Consider the following 19,821-nt stretch of genomic DNA (forward strand, 5'->3'; position numbering starts at 1 on the left):
GGCGCTAATTATCCGGGTAAAGTAGTGACCTTATACAGGTATAATTGCTAACAGGACGCGCATGGCGGTCACCGACGACAACCTGCTTGGAACATTCCTGAGGGATCGTCGCACGAAGCTCGATCCGGCGACGTTCGGCTTCTCCCTGAAACGCCGGCGAACGGCCGGGCTGCGGCGCGAGGAAGTGGCGCAGCGCGCCAATGTGAGCGCGACCTGGTATACCTGGCTGGAGCAGGGGCGCGGTGGCGCCCCCTCGGCCGATGTGCTCGACCGCATCGCCCGGGCGCTGATGCTGACCGATATCGAACGCGAGCATCTTTTCCTGCTCGGCCTCGGCCGGCCCCCCGAAGTGCGCTACCACGCGGCAGAGGGCGTAACGCCGCGCCTGCAGCATGTTCTCGACGCGCTGGAACTCAGCCCGGCTTTCATCAAGACACCGACCTGGGATGTCGTGGCCTGGAACCGTGCCGCCGCGGCTGTGCTGACCGACTACGGGACCTTGCCGCCCGACCAACGCAATATATTGCGGCTCATCTTCTGCGATCCGCGCATTCGCGCCAGGCAGGTCGATTGGGAGAGCGTCGCCCGCTTCGTGGTGGCGGCATTCCGTGCGGACGTGGCCCGCGCCGGGGCTGCGGAAAACGTGCGGGCCTTCGTCGACGAGCTCTGCGGCTTGAGCCCGGAATTTGCAGCGATGTGGCGTGAAAACGATGTCGTGGCCTATGGCGAGGGCACGAAACATATGCATCACCCGGTTGCCGGGCTGATCGCACTGGAATTTTCGGCCTTCATCGTCGACGGCCGGCCCGATCTCGGCATGGTCGTCTACAATCCGGCGACGCCGGAGGATGCAGAGGTGGTGAGGTCGTTGATCAAGGCGCGGAACTCGGCGTCCTGATTACCAAGAAGCAGCGCGAGCGTGGCAGGATCAGGCGCTCGCTTCGGCAGAAGTTGCCGGCTCGACAGACGCCTTGCGTACCAGCAAAGCCAGCATCAGCACGAAGACCAGCGAGCATGCGACGAGGGCAAGGCAGGCGGCGATCGCCATGCCGGTGCCCGCGCGGTCGAGGATCGCGGTGAAAGCGACCGGCGCGATGGCATTGGCAAGGTTCTGCGGCAGCGAAAGACGGGCCGACTGCAGGCCGTATTCCTGGGGCGAGAAGATCGCCAGCGGGAGCAGCGCGCGCGCGACGGTCATGACGCCGGAGCCGAAACCGTAAAGCGCGATGAAGGCGACGAGCATCGGCGCCGACGGAGCGACTGCAAGCATCAGAAAGAAGCTGATCAACATCAGGCCGACGCCCATGACGGCGCTCAGCACCGGGTTGCCGCGCTTGCCGAGCAGCATATCGAGGAAGCGTGCCGAGATGCCGAGGACGCCGCGCAGCGATGCGAGCTGCAGCGCGAAAGCCGGCGACGCGCCGGACTGGCGCAGGATCTCGAGGAGCGAGGGCGACAGGCCGAAGGTCACGAAGGTCGAGATCGTCGTCGCAGCCGCGATGAGCGCGAAGGCATAGCGCCGCTGCGAGGCGCTGAGCGCGATGGGCGGCGGCTCGCCGGTCCCGTTGACCGTGGAGACGACGATCGGCTTCGGCAGGGCGAAGAGATGAAGCGGCAGGCAGATGAAGAACTGCAGGCCGGCGCAGACGAGGAAGGTGAGGCGCCAGCCGACGCTCGCCTCCAGCAGGCTGAGGATTGGCCAGAAGATGGCGCTCGAAAGCCCGGTGAAGAGCATCAGGATGGCGATGACGCGTTTGCCGTTTACGCCCTCGCGCTCGACGACAGCGGTATAGGCCGGAGCCGAGAGGCCAAGGGCGCCGCCGAGGCCGATGACGCACCAGGCAAGCGCATAGAGCACGATCCCGTTTGCCGCTGAAAGCAAGACAAGGCCGAGTGCGAAGATAACGGAGGAGGCGGCAAGGACACGGGCGGCGCCGAAGCGTCCGAGCCACCGTCCCGTCGCCGGACCGGCGAGCGCGCTCACGATCATCATCACCGTCAATCCCGCAAAGGCGATCTCGTTCGAGAGGCCGAGATCCGGCGCGATGATGCGGCCCATGACGCCAAGCATGTCGAAGCTGGTGCCCCAGCCGATGAGCTGGGTGACGGCAAGGACGGCGACCGTCCGGGCGGTGCGGATGGAAATGGTCTTGGGCATCGGGGCTGGAATCGCGGCGAGAGAAGCGGGGCGGAACGGACATAGCACGCCGATCGCGGACGAGGAATTGCGACTATTCGCATGGGCGATCGATAGGAAGCTGTATGGCGCCTTCAGGCCGTTGCAAGATGGCATGGGCCGAAGTCCTAGCGCGGTGCCCCATCCTGCCGTCATTCCGGCCTTGGGCCGGAATCCAGTCGGCGAACATCTGCGAGCCGAAAGGTGACTCTCTGGGGGAGTCTTGTGCGCCGCCGACGCGCCGCCGCTGGACCCCGGATCTAGTCCGGGGTGACGGGACGAGGCAGCGCGGTCCTGTGATATCGGACTTTGCAGACAACCTGTGGGCGCCGCACGGTGCCTCAGACTGATGACAAAGCAGTCAACGCGATTGATTGCTTAGTGAGCGGCAAGATACCCACCCCCGTCATACCGGCTTCGTGCCGGTATCCAGCGCGATCAAGTCCTTGATCGCGAAAGACTCATTCGCCGCGCAGACACGCGGCTCGCTGGATCCGGCTCAGGGCCGGAATGACGGAGAATCAAGGTGTGCCGAGCCACAAGAGGTTTGTCAGCAGCGTGGGGCGCCGCATGGCGCCGTTTTCAATGAAAGGGTAAGCATATGGTGGCGCAGAAGGGTAAGGATCTCCTGCTGAAGGTGCATAACGGAACGGCCTACGAGACGGTGGCGGGGCTGCGTTCGAAGCGGCTTGCCTTCAATGCCGAGACGGTGAACGTCACGGATGCAGAAAGCGCCGGGCGCTGGCGCGAGCTGCTGGGCGGGGCGGGCGTGCAGCGGGCGTCGGTTTCGGGCACCGGCATATTCAAGGATGCGGCAACCGACGCGCTGGTGCGTGCCGCCTTCTTCAATGGGGCGATCCTCGATTGGCAGATCGTCATTCCCGGCTTCGGAACGGTAAGCGGTCCCTTCCAGGCAACCGCACTCGAATATTCCGGCCAGCACGACGGCGAGGTGACGTTCGAGCTGGCGCTGGAATCGGCGGGTGCGCTGAACTTCGGGGCGCTGTGATGGCGCGGCCCGTGACCGGGGCGAGGGCAAACCGCCACAGGGGCGAGGTGGATGCGGTGATCGACGGCGAGCGCCGCATCCTTTGCCTCACACTGGGCGCGCTTGCCGAACTGGAGAGCGCATTTGCGACCGACAATCTCGCCGGGCTCGCCGAACGCTTTTCCGCGGGCAGGCTACGGGCTGTCGATATGATCCGCATTATCGGCGCCGGCCTGCGCGGCGGCGGCAACGTCTATTCCGACGAGGACGTGGCGGGCGCGAGCGTCGAGGGCGGGATCGCCGGTTATGCGGCGCTCGTGCGCGATCTTCTTACCGTGACATTTGCCGGCCCTGGGGTAAGTCCGGGGGCGGGGGACGAGACCTCCCTCCGCCCCCTTTAGCCGCAGCAGGCATCAAGGCCGGCCGACGGGAGCCCTTTCCCTGGGGCCGCGTCATGCATGCCGGGCTCTGTCTGCTGCGGCTCGATCCGCAGACATTCTGGGCGCTGACGCCAGCCGAATTCCACGCGATGACGGGCGGGCTCTCGCCGCGCGCAGCCGCAATCGATCGGACAGGGCTCGACGCCCTGATGCAGCTTCATCCCGACCAAGTGACCTCGTTTCAAAGATGAAGCGCGGCATAGGCAACATCGGAGGGGAACATGGAAGAGGACGAGAACGACCTTGGCACCGCGACGGTGCAGGCGGAGGCGCTGCGGCGCGTGCTCGACGATCTCGACGGGCGCTCGCGCTCCTTCGGCTCGGCACTCACGGGCGCGCTGCGCTCGGCAACGGCAGGCGGCAAGGGGCTGGAGGACGTGCTGAAGAGCCTCGGCAACCGGCTGACCGACATCGCATTGACGGCGGGCCTGCGTCCGCTCGGGAACGCGCTGGGCAACGCCGCCTCGGGGCTGACCGACGGGTTCGGCAAGCTCTTTGCCTTTGCCGATGGCGGCGTCGTATCGGCGCCAACCTATTTCCCGATGGGCGGAAATACGGGGCTGATGGGGGAGGCGGGCAGCGAGGCGATCCTGCCGCTGAAGCGCGGTGCCGACGGCGCGCTCGGCGTTGCCGCGGCAAGCGGCGCGCCGACGCAGATCATCTTCAACGTGACGGCGACCGATGCCTCGAGCTTCCAGAAGAGCGAGGCGCAGATCTCCACCATGCTGGCACGCACCGCGATGCGCGGCCGGCGCAACCTGTGAGCTCGCGATGACTGGATTTCACGAGGTACGCTTTCCGCTGCGGCTGTCGCTCGCGACGAGCGGCGGCCCGGTGAGGCGGACGGATATCGTCAATCTCTCCAACGGTCGCGAAAGCCGCAACAGCCGCTGGCGCGACGCACGCCGCAGCTACGATGCCGGATCGGGCGTCCGCTCGATCGCCGATCTCTACGAGGTGCTTGAATTCTTCGAGGCGCGGCGCGGCGAACTCTACGGCTTCCGTTTCCGCGATCCCTTCGACTGGAAGTCGGGGCGGCCGGAAGCGCCGGTGACGGTGATGGACCAGGCCATTGGCACCGGCGACGGCGAAGCCGCCGCCTTCGCGCTGGCCAAGACCTATGGCGACGCGGCCGCGGGCAGCACGCGGCGCATCTCGAAGCCGGTCGCGGGGACGGTGGTCGTCGCGATCAACGGGGCGATGGTTCCATCATCTGATTTCACCTGCGACGCTGCAACCGGCATCGTTACCTTTGCCGCCGGCGCGATCCCCGCCGAGGGCATGGCGGTGACCGCGGGCTTCGAATTCGACGTGCCCGTGCGCTTCGGGACGGGGCGCATCGAGGTCAATCTCGCGTCCTTCAATGCGGGGCGCATCCCTTCCATTCCGCTTCTGGAGATATTGCCATGAGGACGATCGATCCGGCACTCGAGGCGCATCTTGCGGGGGACGCGACAACCGTATGCCATGCCTGGCGGGTGACGCGGCGCGACGGGCGCGTGCTCGGCTTTAGCGAACACGATCGCGATCTTTCCTTCGCGGGCACGCAGTTCCAGGCAGCAAGCGGTTTTTCCGCGAGCGAGACTGAGGAACAGACCGGCCTGCCGGCCGCCTCGAGCGAGGTGGCGGGTGGCTTTGCGAGCGAGGCGATCACCGAAGACGATTTGAGCCGCGGCCGTTACGACGGGGCGAGGGTGGAAGTCTTTCTCGTCAACTGGGCCGATCCTGCGCAGCATCTTCTGCTCAGGGTTCAGGAGATCGGAGAAGTCACGCGCGATGCCGGGCAGTTCCGCGCAGAGCTCAGGAGCTTCGCGCACCGTCTCGGCCAGCCGCAGGGGCGGATCTACAACCGGCGCTGTGACGCCGTGCTTGGCGACGGCCGTTGTGGTGTCGACCTGACGCAAGGGCAGTACCTTACGGAAGCTCACGTAGCGTCAGCTGTCGACGCGACGCGGCTGGTGCTTTCAGGTGCGACGGGTTTCGGCGAAGGTTTCTTCCGGCATGGCTTTCTTACTTTCCTGACCGGCCCGAATACAGGCGAGCGGGCGGACATCGACGCCCATGCCGATGCTGACGGGCGAACGGAGATCACGCTATGGCTCCCCTTGGCCAGGCCACCGGATGAAGGCGACCGCGTGCTTCTGACGGCGGGTTGCGACAAGGCCTTTTCCACCTGCCGGGCCAAGTTCGGCAACGGGCTCAATTTTCAGGGCTTTCCGCATATGCCCGGATCGGACTTCGCTTATTCCTATGCCGACGGCGAAACCGTGCATGACGGGAGGCCGCTCTTCCCATGAACGATATTCGCCAAGATGTGCTGGCCGCTGCCGAAGGATGGATCGGAACGCCCTACCGGCATCAGGGTTCGACCAAGGGCGTCGGCTGCGATTGCCTGGGCCTGGTGCGCGGCGTTTGGCGTGAGATCTACGGCCATGAACCGGAACTGCCGCCGCCCTATGCGCCCGACTGGGCGGAGCGGGGCGGCCGGGACCGGCTGATGGTGGCGGCGCTTCGTCACTTCGGGCCGCCGATCGCCATCGACGAGGCTGATGCGGGCGATCTCCTGCTCTTCCGCTGGCGGCCGGACCATGCCGCCAAGCATGCGGGCATACTCTGCGGGCAGGAGCATTTCATCCATGCCTATGAGCAAGCGGCCGTAGTCCGCTCGGCACTGGTGCCATCCTGGCGACGGCGGATCGCTGGCGTGTTCCGGTTTCCGGCGCGTCCGGAGGTTCCGACGATCGCAGACGGCCCCGTCTGACAAAGGAAGACGTCTCTAGAGCAATGAAGCGAGGCGCTGAAAACTCCCATAGAGGTATCCATGGCAACTCTTCTCTTGCAGGCGGCGGGCGCGGCGCTGGGCGGCGTCTTCGGGCCTGTCGGTGCGATCATCGGGCGCGCGGCGGGCGCGATCGCGGGCAGCATGGTCGACCGCGCGCTGATCGGCGGCGGCTCGACGGTCTCGGGCGCAAGGCTTTCGACGGCGCGTATCCCCGGCGCTGACGAGGGCACGGCTGTCAGCCGGCTTTATGGGACGGCGCGGATCGGCGGCACGCTGATCTGGGCGACGCGTTTCGAGGAGGAGGTGACGGTCGAGCGTTCGGGTAGCAAGGCCGCTTCCGGTCCGCGCGTCGAAAACTTCCGCTACTACGCCAATTTCGCCGTCGGGCTTTGCGAGGGGCAGATCGCAACCGTTCGCCGGGTATGGGCCGACGGCCGCGAGATCGACCTGACGGGTGTCCAGATGCGCGTCCATATAGGCACGGCGACGCAGCTGCCCGATCCGCTGATCGAGGCGAAGCAGGGCGCCGGTATGGCGCCGGCCTATCGCGGCCTTGCCTATGTCGTCTTCGAGCGGTTGCCGCTCGACAGTTTCGGCAACCGCATCCCGCTCCTGCAGTTCGAGGTCGTGCGGCCGATCGGCCGGCTGGAAAAGCAGATCCGTGCGGTGACGCTGATCCCCGGCGCGACCGAGCATGGCTATCGGACGGTTGCCGTGACGGAAAGGACCGGCGAGGGCAGCGGACGCATCATGAACCGTAACAGCCTGCAGGGCGCAACCGACTGGGACGTCTCGATCGACGAGCTGACGGCGATCTGCCCCAATCTCACGAGCGTTGCGCTCGTCGTGTCCTGGTTCGGCACCGATCTGCGAGCCGGCAACTGCCGGATAGTGCCGGGCGTCGAGACGCTGCAGCGCGAGGAGGAGAGCAGCCCCTGGTCTGTCTCCGGCGTGGGACGCGGCGAGGCACATCTCATCAGCAGCAATCAGGGCGGACCGGCCTATGGCGGAACGCCGGACGATGCGAGCGTCGTTTCCGCGATCGCCGATCTCAAGGCGCGCGGGCTGAAGGTCTATCTCTATCCCTTTCTGATGATGGACATTCCGCACGGCAATGTCTTGCCCGATCCACATGCCGGTACCACGCAGGCGGCCTATCCCTGGCGTGGGCGGATCACGTGCTTCCCTGCGGCCGGCCAGAGCGGCACTGTCGACAGGACGGCGGCCGCGAGGACGCAACTGGGGGCCTTTGCAGGGTCGGCGCGGGCAGTCGATTTCGATATCGATGACCAGTCCGTCGCCTATCGCGGCAATGACGAGGGCTACCGCAGGCTCGTGCTGCACTATGCGCTGCTGGCAAAGGCTGCGGGCGGTGTCGACGGTTTCATCATCGGATCGGAGCTTCGCGGTTTAACGCAGGTCCGAGACGAGAGCGGTCGCTTTCCCTTCGTCGCGACGCTAGCCACGCTTGCCGGCGACGTTCGAGCGATCCTCGGCGCAGGAACGAAACTCACCTACGGCGCCGACTGGAGCGAGTATTTCGGCTATCACCCGGCGGATGGCAGCGGCGACGTCTTCTACAATCTCGATCCGCTCTGGGCTTCGCCGGCGATCGACGCCGTCGGCATCGACAACTACATGCCGCTTGCCGACTGGCGCGACGGTGATGTCTCCGAAGCGAATCCCGACGGCTTTGCCATTGCCGACGACGTTGCCGCTATGACGGAGGCAATCACCGCAGGCGAGGGCTATGACTGGTACTATGCAAGCCCTTCCGACCGCGCGGCCCGCAAGCGCAGTCCGATTACGGACGGGCTCGCCGGCAAGCCATGGGTGTTTCGCTACAAGGACATCGAAAGCTGGTGGGCCAATCCGCACCATGAACGGACAGGTGGTGCCGAGCATGCAGCGCCGACCGCATGGGTGCCTCGCGGGAAGCCGATCTGGTTTACCGAACTCGGCTGCCCGGCAATCGACAAGGGCGCCAACCAGCCGAACGTCTTTTCCGACCCGAAATCTTCCGAGAGTGCGGCGCCATACTTCTCCCACCGCACGCGGGCCGACAGCATGCAGCGGCGCTTCCTCGAAGCCCATAACGACAAGTGGAATTCACCGGCTGCGCCGGCCGGCATGGTCGATCCGAACCATGTCTTCATCTGGACCTGGGATGCGCGGCCCTTTCCCGCCTTTCCCGCGAATGCATCGCTCTGGAGCGACGGCACAAACTGGCGCACCGGCCACTGGCTGAACGGCAGGCTCGGTTCTGCGACGCTTGCCGAGGCGATCGCAGCGATCCTGCGCGACCACGGCTTCGAGGATTTCGACGTTTCCGCCGTGACTGGCGACCTGACAGGCTATGTGCAGGCAGACGTCGTCTCGGCGCGCGGGCTGATCGAGCCGCTGCTCGACACCTTTCAGGTGGATGTCATCGAGGACGGCGTTCTGCGGTTTCGGTCACGCGGGCGGGCGAGCCTTCCCGCCACGCCTCTGCCGGTTCTCGCCGACCTCGAGGACGAGCCGCTCTGGCAGGAGACGCGCGGCCACGACAGCGACTTTGCGGCCGAAGCGATCGTCACATTCTACAATCCGGACAATGATTATGAGCAGGCGAGCGCGCGCTCACGCCGCGTCGCGGCCGCAACGAGCCGGGTCCTGCGCCAGGATCTCGCCGCCGTGCTGCCGGAGGAGGCGGCACTTGGCGCCGCCGAAGCGCTGCTGCGCGACAACCGGAGTGCCCGACGCTCCGTGAGATTTGCCACCGGCCCCGGCGAACTGAGGATCCAGGCCGGCGATGTCATCTCACTGCCGGGCGGGCCGGAGGGCCGCTTCCTCGTTTCGCGGATCGAGGACGGTGCGGCCCGGAAGATCGAGGCGCGGGAATTCGTCGCCGAAGCCAGCGGCTTCCAGCCGATGAACGATGGCGGCAAGCAGACCGGCGAGGGTGCCTCGAACCTCTTCGCCCCAGTCGTCCACCTGATGGACCTTCCGCGCTTCGAGGCGGGCGAGGCCGCAAGCTTCGCCCGGGCGGCGCTACTGGCACGGCCGTGGCGCGTGACCGGGCTTTCCTCATCGGCGACGGGCGAGGGATATCGGGCGCGCGCACTGTTCGAACGCCCGGCCAGGATCGGAACCCTGCGGGCGCCGCTTGGGGCAGGGGTAAGTGGCCGCTTCGACCGGTCGCAGACAATCGAGTTCGATCTTGCTTATGGCAGCGTTTCCTCTGCTCCGGCGCTATCGGTGCTGAACGGGGTCAATCGGCTGGCCGTGCGTTGCGACAGCGGCGACTGGGAGATTGCAGCATTCCTGGAGGCCGAGGAGATTGCGGCAAACCGCTGGCGTCTCGGCGGGCTGCTGCGCGGACTTGCCGGAACCGAGGACGCCATGACGGCCGGGGCAAAGCTCGGCGCTCCGATCGTGATGCTCGACGAGGCGGTCAAGCCGCTCGGGCTGACCGCAGAGGAGATGGGGCTAAGGCTGAACTGGATGGCGGAAGCGACCGGCCGCACGCCTTCAAGGGCGGGGCCTTTCGTTTTCGAGGGTGGCGTTCGGGCCGAAACGCCGCTCTCGCCGGTGCATCTGCGCGTGCATCGAAACATGGAGGGAGCCACCGTCCTGACCTGGATACGACGATCCCGCCTCGACGCCGACAACTGGACAGCGGCGGAGATACCGCTCGACGAAGCCGCGGAAGGCTACCTGCTCGAAATCCTCGATGGCGAGACGACCCTGCGGCAGGTGGAGGTCGGCGCGAGCACCTGGATCTATCCGCCCGCCGAGGAGATCGAAGATTTCGGCCTGCCGCAGTCCGAACTGCGCGTCCGGTTGCGGCAAAAGGGCCGCAAGGTGCCGCTCGGCATCGCGGCGCTGGCGACACTTTCAATCTAGAATCACCACAGAAGGAGAAGGCAATGGACGAATCGAAGGACTGGTACCGTTCGAAGACTATTTGGGGTGCACTGCTCGCGGTGGGTGCATCGCTTGTGCAATTCACGGGCGTCGAGGTGAGCCCCGGCGATCAGATGGTGATCGCCGATTCGGCGGTTTCGATCGCGGGCGCCATCGGCGGGTTGCTTGCGGTCTATGGCCGTTTGACTGCGAAAACGGCCATTAACCAGTGAATAACACGATGATGGACGAGTCGAACCGCGCCCCGTCCATCATCGTCATGTTCCTTTCGCAGCCTCTATTGTAGAACCGGCAACAATACTCGGCGGGTACGCCGGAGGGGTGAAAATTACACCCCATTCATTTGCCATTCAGGTCGCATTGAGTAACTATTCGACCAAGTTAGTATAATCGTGAAAGCATGGCACATGGCATTTCCTTCGAGCGTCGCAGCACTGACCGCCCTGTTGGCGGTTTCGGCGCCGCCACATGACGGCTCGTTGACATATGTCGTACGAGTCGGGGGCGATTGCAGCGCCGCTGCCGCGCAGGTGGTGGCGCAAACCGGCGGGCAGCTTCTCTCCGCGCAGCCGGCAGGCGACTCCTGCATCATCACCGTCCTCGTTCAGGGCAACGGCCAGCGGCCGCGCAAAGTGACCGTCAAGGTGCCGATGTAAAGAGACTGTTCGACCTGCCTCCATGAGGGTATGAATTCCAACGCATGCATGTCCTAGGCTGGAGGCGATTCCCGCGGGAAGGCATGCGCCATTTCGAAGTGTCGCCGTGCAGCCCGGAAGGGAGAGACGGCGCGGCAGGAACGGGACAGAACAGACCGATGCGCATTCTGGTAGTTGAAGACGATCTCAACCTCAACCGGCAGCTCACCGAGACGCTGAAGGAGGCTGGCTATGTGGTCGATCAGGCCTTCGACGGCGAGGAAGGGCATTTTCTCGGCGATACGGAGCCCTATGACGCGATCATCCTCGACATCGGCCTGCCGGAGATGGACGGCATCACCGCTCTCGAGAAGTGGCGCAGTGCCGGGCGCACCACGCCGGTGCTTATCCTGACCGCACGCGACCGCTGGAGCGACAAGGTGGCCGGCATCGACGCGGGCGCCGACGACTATGTGGCCAAGCCATTCCATGTGGAGGAAGTGCTCGCCCGCATCCGCGCCCTCATTCGCCGCGCCGCGGGTCATGCCTCCTCCGAGATCACCTGCGGCCCGGTCCGGCTCGACACAAAGAGCTCCAAGGCGATGGTGAACGGCAAGGCACTCAAGCTGACCTCGCACGAGTACCGTCTGCTTTCCTATCTGATGCATCACATGGGGGAGGTGGTATCCCGCACCGAACTCGTCGAGCACCTTTACGATCAGGATTTCGATCGCGATTCGAACACCATCGAGGTGTTCATCGGCCGCCTTCGCAAGAAGATGGGGGTCGATCTGATCGAGACCGTGCGCGGGCTCGGGTACCGGATCCAAGCGCCGACCAATGCGAATTAAGTCGCTTACAGCCCGCGTTCTGCTTCTGACCACGATCTGGTCGACCGTCGCGCTTGTCGTGATCGGCCTGGTGATCTCGACTCTCTACCGCAAGAGTGCGGAACGCAGCTTCGAGGACCTGCTGCGCGCCCAGCTCTATAACGTCATCAACTCCGTCACGATCGGCGACCAGGGCGCTCTCGCTGGAAGCCCGCAGCTCGGCGACCTGCGCTTTGCCCAGCCGAAGACCGGCTGGTACTGGCTGGTCGAGCCGCTCGGCACCTACACCAGCGCACCGCTCGTCTCCCCATCGCTCGGCGTCTCGAGCCTGCCAGTACTTTCCGTTCTGGAGGCGCCCTTCGACAAGAGCTACGAGCGCTACTATGGCGTGACGGACGAGTTCGGCAACCATGTCCAGGTGGCCGAGACCGAGGTCGTGCTCGATACCGACGGCCGGGCGGCGCGTTTTCGCGTCACGGGCAATATCAACGTCGTCGAGGACGACGTGCGCGCTTTCTCCCACAGCCTCTACCTTGCGCTTGCCGGCTTCGGGCTTGGCAGCCTGATCGTCAACGCGCTTGCGATCCTTTATGGCCTGAAACCGCTCGACAAGGCGCGCGCCGCGCTGGAGCGCATCCGCACCGGCGAGAGCGAGAAGCTGCAGGGCGAATTTCCGCGCGAAATCCTGCCGCTTGCCAATGAGGTCAATGCCCTCATCGAGAGCAATCGCCGCATCATAGAGCGTGCGCGCATGCAAGTCGGAAACCTCGCCCATTCCCTGAAGACGCCGATTGCCGTGCTGCTCAACGAAGCCCGGGTTCTCGAGCGCTCGCATGGCGACCTCGTGCGAATGCAGGCGGAGGCCATGCAGGGACAGGTGCAGTCTTACCTCAACCGCGCCCGCATTGCCGCCCAGAGGGACTCGGTGCTCGCCCGCACCGAGGCGGAACCTGCGCTTGAACGCCTCGTGCGCGTCATGCGGCGCCTGAATGTCGAGAAGGAATTCGAGCTTTCGGTCTCGCCGAATAACCTGGCGGTTGCGATGGAGCAGCAGGACCTGGAGGAAACAGTCGGCAACCTTCTCGAAAACGCGGCGCGCTTTGCCGGCCACAAGGTGCGCGTGGTCGCCGGAGAGGCGCCTGACGACGTCAAGGGCACGGACGCAGCGCGCCGCCACTGGGTCGAGCTCGTGGTCGAAGACGATGGACCCGGTCTCGAGCCGGACGAGATCCGCGAGGCGATGAAGCGCGGCCGCAGGCTGGACGAGAGCAAGCCGGGTACGGGGCTCGGGCTTTCGATCGTCAGCGAGATCACCAGCGAATACCAGGGTCGCCTCGAACTTTCCCGCGGCAGTTGGGGCGGGCTCAGGGCGAGCCTGATCCTGCCGGGTGTCACAAAGGATGTTGCGTGAGGAACTGCATGATGTCAGAAAGGGGCCGGTCCCCGACTCCTGCCGTGTATTGTGGCCACAACCGAACACTGACATCAGATTCCCAAGGCTAATTCTGGTTCGATTGAATGAAGCTTCGCACTCCAGGTCTCTTTGCCTTCTCCCTCGCATGCGCCATTGCCTTGTCCGGCTGTACAACCAACAGCGGTTCTTCCGGCACGCGCGGCCTGCTGCATCTCGGCGGGCAGTCATCGCCCTCGGCACCCTATATCACGGCGCTGCAGGGGGGCATCGTCGGCCGCAGTGGCGTCGAACTCAGCGCCAACGATCGACAGCGGGCGCTCGAAGCGGAATACCGCGCCCTGGAGGGTGCGCGTAGCGGGCAGGCCATCACATGGCAGGGCAGCGGCGGCGTGAGCGGGCAAGTGGTTGCAGCCGCTCCCTACCAGGTAGGTTCGCAGAACTGCCGGCAATACACCCACACGGTCACCTCTGGCGGCAAGCAGGCCGTCGCGCGCGGGGCTGCATGCCGCAACGGCGACGGCAGCTGGTCGCCGCTTACCTGACGGACTTTACTTGCCTCGATTTCGTCGCGGTTGGGGCCGATCATGACATCGCTTTGCCCGGATCGACTTTGCTGGGGTGCCGAGGCTAAATGTCTCAAATCTTCGTCATTTGGGGTTTCGCAGTTGGAATGCCGGCCTGCATGAAGTAATTGGCGCTAATGCTGTTCTGGATTCTCGTGGCCACTCTGACGGCGGGCGTTGCCGCCATCCTGCTCTACCCCCTCCTGCGAGAGGCTAGGGGGATAAGGGAAGTCCGTGCCGGCGAGGCGGCCGTCTACCGCGACCAGCTCGGCGAACTCGACCGGGATCTCGCGGGCGGGCTGATCTCCGCAGGCGAGGCGGAATATGCGCGCGCCGAGATCGGCCGCCGCCTGCTCGCCCTCGCAAAGGAGGAGCCATCCGGGAACGAGCCGTCCGGCGAGAAGGCCACTCCGAGGCGCCGTCGCCTGGTCGAGGCATTCGTTCTAGCGGTCCCGCCAGCCATCGGCCTCTGTCTTTATCTGCAGACGGGAAGCCCCGATCTGCCTTCGCAGCCGCTGGCCGCCCGCCTCGAAAATCCGGGCAACGACATGGGTATCCTCGTCACCAAGGCGGAGCGGCATCTTGCGCAGAACCCGCAGGATGGGCACGGCTGGGACGTGTTGGCTCCGATATATTTCAAGACGATGCGGCTTGACGATGCGGAAACTGCCTACCGTAACGCAATCCGCCTCTTGGGCCCGAACCCGGCCCGGCTCGACGGGCTTGCCGAGACACTGATGGCGGAGAGCGACGGCGTTGTGACGTCCGAGGCTCGTGACTCGCTCCTCCAATCCCTCACGTTCGATCCCAACAATCCGCGCGCGCAGTATTATCTGGCGCTCGCCCTCGAGCAGGACGGCAAATCCGACGAGGCGCGCGAGGCCTTCGAGGCGCTGGCGAAGAAATCGCCGGCCGGCGCTCCCTGGCTGGCGCTGGTCAGCGAGCACATCGCCAAGAACGGCGGCGACACGCCGAACGCGTCGGTCGATAGCGGGGCACCTGGAAATCCGAGTGAGGCCGACGTAGCCGCGGCCGAGAACATGGATGCCGGCGGCCGGCAGGAGATGATCCGCGGCATGGTCGATAGTCTTGACGCCAAGCTCAGCGCTGATCCGAACAATTTCGAGGGCTGGATGCGGCTGGTCCGCTCCTATGCCGTGCTGAATGACAAGGACAGAGCAACGGACGCACTGCGGCGCGGCCTTGCGGCGTTTCCGCCGCAAGGGGTGGAGGGCAAGCAGCTGGTGGCTCTGGCCCGCGAACTCGGCCTGTCGACGGAGGGCGCCCAGCAATGACGCGCAAGGGTAAGCGCCTCGCAGTGATCGCCGGAGGGATGAGCTTCATCATCGCCGCCGTGCTGCTCGTCATGTTCGCCTTCAGCCAGTCGGTTGCCTATTTCTACATGCCGGCCGACCTCGCCAAGACACCGGTGGCGCCGGAGACACGCATCCGTCTCGGGGGGCTTGTCGGCCAGGGATCGGTCGTCAGGGGCGCGGGCTCGACGGTGGAATTTGCCGTCACCGATGGCAATGATGCGGTGAAGGTGCACTATACGGGTCTCCTGCCGGACCTCTTCCGCGAGGGGCAGGGCGTAGTGACCGAAGGCAAGTTCGCGGCTGGAAGCAACATCTTCATGGCCGATACGGTGCTGGCCAAGCACGATGAGAACTACATGCCGAAAGAGGTCGCGGACCGGCTGAAGGCCCAAGGACTCTGGAAGGAAGGCGGGGCGACGCAATGATCATCGAGATCGGCCACTACGCGCTGGTGCTGGCACTCGCCGCGGGGATCATTGTCTCCGTCGTGCCGCTGGTCGGCGTGCGCCGGCTGGACGAGGCGATGATGGAGTTGGCGCCGACCGGATCGTTCGTCCTGTTCGGACTGGTTGCCTTCTCGTTCGGTGTGCTAACCTATGCCCATGTCGTTTCCGACTTCTCGGTGGCGAATGTCTGGGAGAACTCCCATTCACTCGTGCCGCTGATCTACAAATATTCAGGCGTATGGGGCAACCACGAAGGCTCAATGCTGCTCTGGCTCCTGATACTGACGCTGTTCAGCGCGCTCGTTGCCCTCTTCGGCCGTAACCTGCCGGACACGCTGCGCGCGACGGTTCTTTCCGTCCAGGCCTGGATTTCCGTCGCCTTTACGCTCTTCATACTCCTGACGTCGAATCCCTTCGCCCGGCTGGATCCTGCCCCTGCAGAGGGGAAGGACCTCAATCCGGTGCTGCAGGACATCGGCCTCGCGATCCACCCGCCGCTCCTCTATCTCGGCTATGTCGGCTTTTCCGTCTGCTTCTCCTTTGCCGTCGCGGCGCTGATCGAGGGGCGCATCGACGCGGCCTGGGCTCGCTGGGTGCGGCCGTGGACGCTTGCAGCCTGGACCTTCCTGACGGCCGGCATCGCGATGGGCTCCTATTGGGCCTACTACGAACTCGGCTGGGGCGGCTGGTGGTTCTGGGACCCCGTCGAGAATGCGTCCTTCATGCCCTGGCTCGCGGGCACGGCACTCCTTCATTCGGCGCTTGTGATGGAAAAGCGCGAGGCGCTGAAGATCTGGACGGTGCTTCTGGCGATCCTGACCTTCTCGCTCTCGCTTCTCGGCACCTTCCTCGTTCGCTCCGGCGTGCTCACCTCCGTCCACAGTTTCGCGAGTGATCCGACCCGCGGCATCTTCATTCTCTGCATCCTGCTGATCTTCATCGGCGGCGCCCTTTCGCTCTTCGCCTATCGTGCACCCCTGCTCAGCGCCGGCGGTTTGTTCGCGCCGATTTCGCGCGAGGGCGCACTCGTGCTGAACAATCTCATCCTCACCGTTGCCACCGGCACGGTCCTGACCGGGACGCTCTATCCGCTAGTGCTCGAGACGCTCACCGGCGACAAGATTTCCGTCGGCCCGCCCTTCTTCAACATGACGTTCGGACTGCTGATGGTACCGCTGCTGGTAGCGATGCCATTCGGTCCGATGCTTGCGTGGAAGCGTGGCGATCTCCTCGGCGCCCTGCAGCGGCTCTATGTGGCTGCCGGCCTCGCCTTTGCCGCGGCCGTCTTCTTCTTCTATATCGAGCATGGTGGTCCGGTGCTCGCGATCCTAGGGCTTGCGGCCGGCCTGTTCATGGTTTTCGGCTCTCTTGCCGACCTTTGGTATCGCGCGGGGATCGGCAAGGTGGCAGCCCCGGTCGCCTGGCGCAGATTGGTCGGCCTGCCGCGCTCGGCCTTCGGTACGGCTCTTGCCCATGCCGGCCTCGGCATAACAGTGCTCGGCATCGTGGCGGTGACCACATTCCAGACCGAGCACGTCGTCGAGATGAAACCGGGCGGGAGCGTGGAGGCCGGCGGCTACTCGCTGCGCTTCGATGGTCTCCAGCCTGCGCTCGGCCCGAACTACACCGAGGACCGCGGGCACTTCACGGTGAGCCGTGGCGGCGTCGCTGTTGCGGATGTCTGGTCGTCCAAGCGGCTCTATACCGCCCGGCGCATGCCGACCACGGAGGCCGGCATTCTCTCCTTCGGCCTCAGCCAGCTCTATGTCTCCCTCGGCGACCCGATGGACGATGGCGGGATCGTCGTGCGCATCTGGTGGAAGCCTTTCATCATCTGCATCTGGGGTGGTGCTCTCGTCATGATGCTCGGCGGCCTGGTTTCCCTCAGTGACCGACGGCTGCGGGTCGGCGCGCCGAGCAGAAGGTCGCGGCCGGCGCCGCAGGCGATGGAGCCGGCAGAGTGATCAAGCGGCTGCTTCTCGTCCTGGCGCTTATCCTTGCCGCTGCGGCTCCTGCGCTGGCGGTCAACCCGGACGAGGTTCTCTCCGACCCGGCGCTGGAAGCGCGGGCCCGGACGCTCTCGGCGCAACTGCGCTGCATGGTCTGCCAGAACCAGTCGATCGACGATTCCAATGCGGACCTCGCAAAAGACCTTCGGCTGCTCGTGCGCGAGCGCCTCGTGGACGGCGACAGCGACCGGCAGGTGCTCGACTATATCGTCTCCCGCTACGGGGAGTTCGTTCTCCTCAAGCCGCGGTTCAGTGCGAGGACGATTCTCCTCTGGGCCACACCCGTCCTCCTCATCCTTGCTGGGGGGCTTTCGCTGCTCCTTTTCGCCCGTCGGCGGGTGGGCAGACCGACCGGCAGCGCGCTCACCGACGACGAGCGCGCACGTCTGGATCGGATCCTCGGCGAATAGCAAATAATCCCCGGAATGGGGACTTTTTGGAATAATTCGCCCATATATGAAGCAATTCGCTACATTACGAAATTTTCATCCTCCGGACAGTTCGCCGTAACTTATCGCACCCTATATCTTGGTTATTCACCGATTCACGCCGGTCGTCGGCCAAGCCGCCCGAAGAAAAAGAAGGTAGACACAAATGTTCAGAAACGTGAAAGAGCGCCTGTCCCGCAGTACCGCCCTGAAAATCTCGGCCGTGGGAGGCATTGCGGTCGCGGTGCTCGCCACCGGCATACCCCTCGAGATCAGCCGCTCCTTTGCCGAACCCGTCAATGTCCAGGGACCGCAGGTACCGAGCTTTGCCAACGTGGTTTCGGCCGTTTCTCCGGCCGTTGTTTCCGTCCGCGTCGAATCGCGCATCAAGCCGGTTTCCGACGATGGTGCCACCAATTCCTTCGACTTCAACGGCCGCGGCTTCGACGACCTTCCGGACGACCATCCGTTGAAGCGCTTCTTCAAGCAGTTCGGCCAGCAGGGCGGCCCGCAGCAGGGTGGTCCGCAGCAGGGGCAGCGGCAGGGGCCGCGCGGCGGTGACGAACAGGGTCGTCTGCGTCCGGTCGCTCAGGGCTCCGGCTTCTTCATTTCGGAAGACGGCTACATCGTTACCAACAACCATGTCGTTTCAGATGGCTCGGCCTACGTGGTCGTCATGGACGACGGTACCGAGCTTGACGCGAAGCTGATCGGCAAGGATCCGCGCACCGACCTCGCAGTCCTGAAGGTGGATCCGAAGGGCCGCAAGTTCACCTACGTCAACTGGGCGGATGACAGCAAGGTCCGCGTCGGCGACTGGGTCGTTGCAGTCGGCAACCCGTTCGGCCTTGGCGGTACGGTTACGGCCGGTATCGTTTCGGCTCGCGGCCGCGACATCGGCTCCGGTCCTTATGACGACTTCATTCAGCTCGATGCGCCGGTGAACCGCGGCAACTCGGGTGGCCCGACCTTTAACCAGAATGGTGAGGTCGTAGGCATCAATACGGCGATCTTCTCGCCGTCGGGCGGTAGCGTTGGTATTGCGTTTGCTATCCCCGCCTCTACAGCGAAGGACGTCGTCGCCGACCTGATCAAGGACGGCAACGTCTCCCGCGGTTGGCTCGGCGTACAGATCCAGCCCGTGACCAAGGACATCGCCGACTCTCTCGGCCTGTCCGAGGCAAGCGGTGCCCTGGTCGTCTCGCCGCAGGACGGCTCGCCGGGTGCCAAGGCCGGCATCAAGAACGGTGATGTCGTGACGGCAGTCAACGGAGAAACCGTAAAGGACCCGCGCGACCTTGCCCGCCGCATCGGCGCGATGGCGCCTGGCTCCAAGGTGGAAGTTTCGCTGTGGCGCAACGGCAAGGCGGAGTCCGTCACCGTCGACCTCGGCACTCTTCCGGCAGAGCAGCAAGCTTCGGCCGATGACAGCAACCAGCAGCCCGAGCCGCAGCAGCCTGCGTCCGAAAAGGCCCTGGCCGACCTCGGAATAACCGTGGCGCCAGCCGAAGACGGCAAGGGGCTCGCCATCACCCAGATCGATCCCAACTCCGATGCCGCCGACAAGGGGCTGAAGGAAGGCGAGAAGATCACCTCGGTCAACAATCACGAGGTCGCCAACGCGGACGACATCATGAAGATCATCAACCAGGCGAAGAAGGACGGCCGCACGCGGGCGCTCTTCCAGATCCAGTCCGACCAGGGAAGCCGTTTCGTGGCTCTTCCCATCAACGAAGGCTGATCGTCCTCGCCGGATGAATTGATTGGGAGCCGCGCAGGCCGACGGCTTGCGCGGCTCCCGTGCGACAGCCACATGGGTGGGTTGAAACATGAAGAACGGTGCTCAACAGACTTTGAACCCTTCGGATTCCGGTTGTGTGGAAGAGTG

The 19,821-nt window shown here is 64.9% G+C and carries 20 protein-coding genes; 19 read left to right on the top strand and 1 reads right to left on the bottom strand.

Features of this window, described 5'->3' with window-relative positions:
- The first annotated feature begins 61 nt into the window (after window positions 1–61).
- Complete coding sequence (locus EV286_RS03570) at window positions 62–898, top strand: helix-turn-helix transcriptional regulator (RefSeq protein ID WP_132955611.1); 837 nt, start codon at window positions 62–64, stop codon at window positions 896–898.
- Window positions 899–928: 30 nt separating this feature from the next.
- Here EV286_RS03570 and EV286_RS03575 read toward each other — a convergent pair whose 3' ends face one another.
- The gene (locus tag EV286_RS03575; RefSeq protein ID WP_132955612.1) at window positions 929–2,158 is read right to left on the bottom strand and encodes an MFS transporter; all 1,230 of its coding nucleotides are present in this window, start codon (window positions 2,156–2,158) and stop codon (window positions 929–931) included.
- 619 nt (window positions 2,159–2,777) lie between these two features.
- On the opposite strand from EV286_RS03575, the gene EV286_RS03580 reads away from it, so the two are divergent.
- From EV286_RS03580 to EV286_RS03665, 18 genes are all read left to right on the top strand, one after another.
- Window positions 2,778–3,185, top strand: coding sequence for a phage major tail protein, TP901-1 family (locus tag EV286_RS03580; protein WP_132955613.1), 408 nt, complete (start codon window positions 2,778–2,780; stop codon window positions 3,183–3,185).
- Window positions 3,185–3,565, top strand: coding sequence for a gene transfer agent family protein (locus tag EV286_RS03585; RefSeq protein ID WP_132955614.1), 381 nt, complete (start codon window positions 3,185–3,187; stop codon window positions 3,563–3,565). Before EV286_RS03580 ends, EV286_RS03585 begins: the two co-directional genes overlap by 1 nt.
- Window positions 3,566–3,576: 11 nt before the next feature.
- Complete coding sequence (locus tag EV286_RS03590) at window positions 3,577–3,795, top strand: rcc01693 family protein (RefSeq protein WP_281041073.1); 219 nt, start codon at window positions 3,577–3,579, stop codon at window positions 3,793–3,795.
- A gap of 30 nt (window positions 3,796–3,825) precedes the next feature.
- Window positions 3,826–4,368 (top strand): phage tail tape measure protein, encoded by a 543-nt coding sequence (locus tag EV286_RS03595; RefSeq protein ID WP_132955616.1) that lies wholly within the window; start codon window positions 3,826–3,828, stop codon window positions 4,366–4,368.
- Window positions 4,369–4,375: 7 nt separating this feature from the next.
- A complete protein-coding gene (locus tag EV286_RS03600; RefSeq protein ID WP_132955617.1) occupies window positions 4,376–5,014 on the top strand; it encodes a DUF2460 domain-containing protein in 639 nt (212 codons plus the stop codon).
- On the top strand, window positions 5,011–5,901 hold the full coding sequence (locus EV286_RS03605; RefSeq protein WP_132955618.1) for a DUF2163 domain-containing protein: 891 nt from the start codon (window positions 5,011–5,013) through the stop codon (window positions 5,899–5,901). Before EV286_RS03600 ends, EV286_RS03605 begins: the two co-directional genes overlap by 4 nt.
- The gene (locus EV286_RS03610) at window positions 5,898–6,365 is read left to right on the top strand and encodes an NlpC/P60 family protein (protein WP_132955619.1); all 468 of its coding nucleotides are present in this window, start codon (window positions 5,898–5,900) and stop codon (window positions 6,363–6,365) included. Before EV286_RS03605 ends, EV286_RS03610 begins: the two co-directional genes overlap by 4 nt.
- A gap of 60 nt (window positions 6,366–6,425) precedes the next feature.
- Window positions 6,426–10,271: a glycoside hydrolase/phage tail family protein gene (locus EV286_RS03615; protein WP_132955620.1), complete on the top strand. Its 3,846-nt coding sequence runs from the start codon at window positions 6,426–6,428 to the stop codon at window positions 10,269–10,271.
- A 23-nt stretch (window positions 10,272–10,294) separates the two neighbouring features.
- Complete coding sequence (locus EV286_RS03620; protein ID WP_132955621.1) at window positions 10,295–10,504, top strand: hypothetical protein; 210 nt, start codon at window positions 10,295–10,297, stop codon at window positions 10,502–10,504.
- A 195-nt stretch (window positions 10,505–10,699) separates the two neighbouring features.
- A complete protein-coding gene (locus EV286_RS03625) occupies window positions 10,700–10,948 on the top strand; it encodes a hypothetical protein (RefSeq protein ID WP_132955622.1) in 249 nt (82 codons plus the stop codon).
- A gap of 158 nt (window positions 10,949–11,106) precedes the next feature.
- Window positions 11,107–11,778 (top strand): response regulator transcription factor, encoded by a 672-nt coding sequence (locus tag EV286_RS03630; RefSeq protein ID WP_132955623.1) that lies wholly within the window; start codon window positions 11,107–11,109, stop codon window positions 11,776–11,778.
- Window positions 11,768–13,168: a HAMP domain-containing sensor histidine kinase gene (locus tag EV286_RS03635; RefSeq protein WP_132955624.1), complete on the top strand. Its 1,401-nt coding sequence runs from the start codon at window positions 11,768–11,770 to the stop codon at window positions 13,166–13,168. The genes EV286_RS03630 and EV286_RS03635 overlap by 11 nt, the downstream gene beginning before the upstream one ends.
- Window positions 13,169–13,275: 107 nt before the next feature.
- Entirely contained in the window at window positions 13,276–13,713 is a 438-nt protein-coding gene (locus EV286_RS03640) for a hypothetical protein (protein ID WP_132955625.1), read from the top strand.
- A gap of 158 nt (window positions 13,714–13,871) precedes the next feature.
- Window positions 13,872–15,029, top strand: a complete 1,158-nt coding sequence (ccmI, locus tag EV286_RS03645) for a c-type cytochrome biogenesis protein CcmI (protein WP_132955626.1) — start codon at window positions 13,872–13,874, stop codon at window positions 15,027–15,029.
- On the top strand, window positions 15,026–15,475 hold the full coding sequence (ccmE, locus tag EV286_RS03650) for a cytochrome c maturation protein CcmE (protein ID WP_132955627.1): 450 nt from the start codon (window positions 15,026–15,028) through the stop codon (window positions 15,473–15,475). The genes ccmI and ccmE overlap by 4 nt, the downstream gene beginning before the upstream one ends.
- Complete coding sequence (locus EV286_RS03655) at window positions 15,472–17,460, top strand: heme lyase CcmF/NrfE family subunit (RefSeq protein WP_132955628.1); 1,989 nt, start codon at window positions 15,472–15,474, stop codon at window positions 17,458–17,460. Before ccmE ends, EV286_RS03655 begins: the two co-directional genes overlap by 4 nt.
- Window positions 17,457–17,915, top strand: coding sequence for a cytochrome c-type biogenesis protein (locus tag EV286_RS03660; protein ID WP_132955629.1), 459 nt, complete (start codon window positions 17,457–17,459; stop codon window positions 17,913–17,915). The genes EV286_RS03655 and EV286_RS03660 overlap by 4 nt, the downstream gene beginning before the upstream one ends.
- A gap of 184 nt (window positions 17,916–18,099) precedes the next feature.
- A complete protein-coding gene (locus EV286_RS03665; RefSeq protein ID WP_132955630.1) occupies window positions 18,100–19,674 on the top strand; it encodes a Do family serine endopeptidase in 1,575 nt (524 codons plus the stop codon).
- Window positions 19,675–19,821 lie beyond the last annotated feature (147 nt).

This window comes from Rhizobium sp. BK251 (genome assembly GCF_004345245.1).
GTDB lineage: Bacteria > Pseudomonadota > Alphaproteobacteria > Rhizobiales > Rhizobiaceae > Rhizobium.

Bases quoted from the DNA above. Each gene is read 5' to 3' on its own strand.
- EV286_RS03570 (WP_132955611.1), top strand. From the start codon at position 62: ATGGCGGTCACCGACGACAACCTGCTTGGAACATTCCTGAGGGATCGT.
- EV286_RS03575 (WP_132955612.1), bottom strand. From the start codon at position 2,158: ATGCCCAAGACCATTTCCATCCGCACCGCCCGGACGGTCGCCGTCCTT.
- EV286_RS03580 (WP_132955613.1), top strand. From the start codon at position 2,778: ATGGTGGCGCAGAAGGGTAAGGATCTCCTGCTGAAGGTGCATAACGGA.
- EV286_RS03585 (WP_132955614.1), top strand. From the start codon at position 3,185: ATGGCGCGGCCCGTGACCGGGGCGAGGGCAAACCGCCACAGGGGCGAG.
- EV286_RS03595 (WP_132955616.1), top strand. From the start codon at position 3,826: ATGGAAGAGGACGAGAACGACCTTGGCACCGCGACGGTGCAGGCGGAG.
- EV286_RS03600 (WP_132955617.1), top strand. From the start codon at position 4,376: ATGACTGGATTTCACGAGGTACGCTTTCCGCTGCGGCTGTCGCTCGCG.
- EV286_RS03605 (WP_132955618.1), top strand. From the start codon at position 5,011: ATGAGGACGATCGATCCGGCACTCGAGGCGCATCTTGCGGGGGACGCG.
- EV286_RS03610 (WP_132955619.1), top strand. From the start codon at position 5,898: ATGAACGATATTCGCCAAGATGTGCTGGCCGCTGCCGAAGGATGGATC.
- EV286_RS03615 (WP_132955620.1), top strand. From the start codon at position 6,426: ATGGCAACTCTTCTCTTGCAGGCGGCGGGCGCGGCGCTGGGCGGCGTC.
- EV286_RS03620 (WP_132955621.1), top strand. From the start codon at position 10,295: ATGGACGAATCGAAGGACTGGTACCGTTCGAAGACTATTTGGGGTGCA.
- EV286_RS03625 (WP_132955622.1), top strand. From the start codon at position 10,700: ATGGCATTTCCTTCGAGCGTCGCAGCACTGACCGCCCTGTTGGCGGTT.
- EV286_RS03630 (WP_132955623.1), top strand. From the start codon at position 11,107: ATGCGCATTCTGGTAGTTGAAGACGATCTCAACCTCAACCGGCAGCTC.
- EV286_RS03635 (WP_132955624.1), top strand. From the start codon at position 11,768: ATGCGAATTAAGTCGCTTACAGCCCGCGTTCTGCTTCTGACCACGATC.
- EV286_RS03640 (WP_132955625.1), top strand. From the start codon at position 13,276: ATGAAGCTTCGCACTCCAGGTCTCTTTGCCTTCTCCCTCGCATGCGCC.
- ccmI (WP_132955626.1), top strand. From the start codon at position 13,872: ATGCTGTTCTGGATTCTCGTGGCCACTCTGACGGCGGGCGTTGCCGCC.
- ccmE (WP_132955627.1), top strand. From the start codon at position 15,026: ATGACGCGCAAGGGTAAGCGCCTCGCAGTGATCGCCGGAGGGATGAGC.
- EV286_RS03655 (WP_132955628.1), top strand. From the start codon at position 15,472: ATGATCATCGAGATCGGCCACTACGCGCTGGTGCTGGCACTCGCCGCG.
- EV286_RS03665 (WP_132955630.1), top strand. From the start codon at position 18,100: ATGTTCAGAAACGTGAAAGAGCGCCTGTCCCGCAGTACCGCCCTGAAA.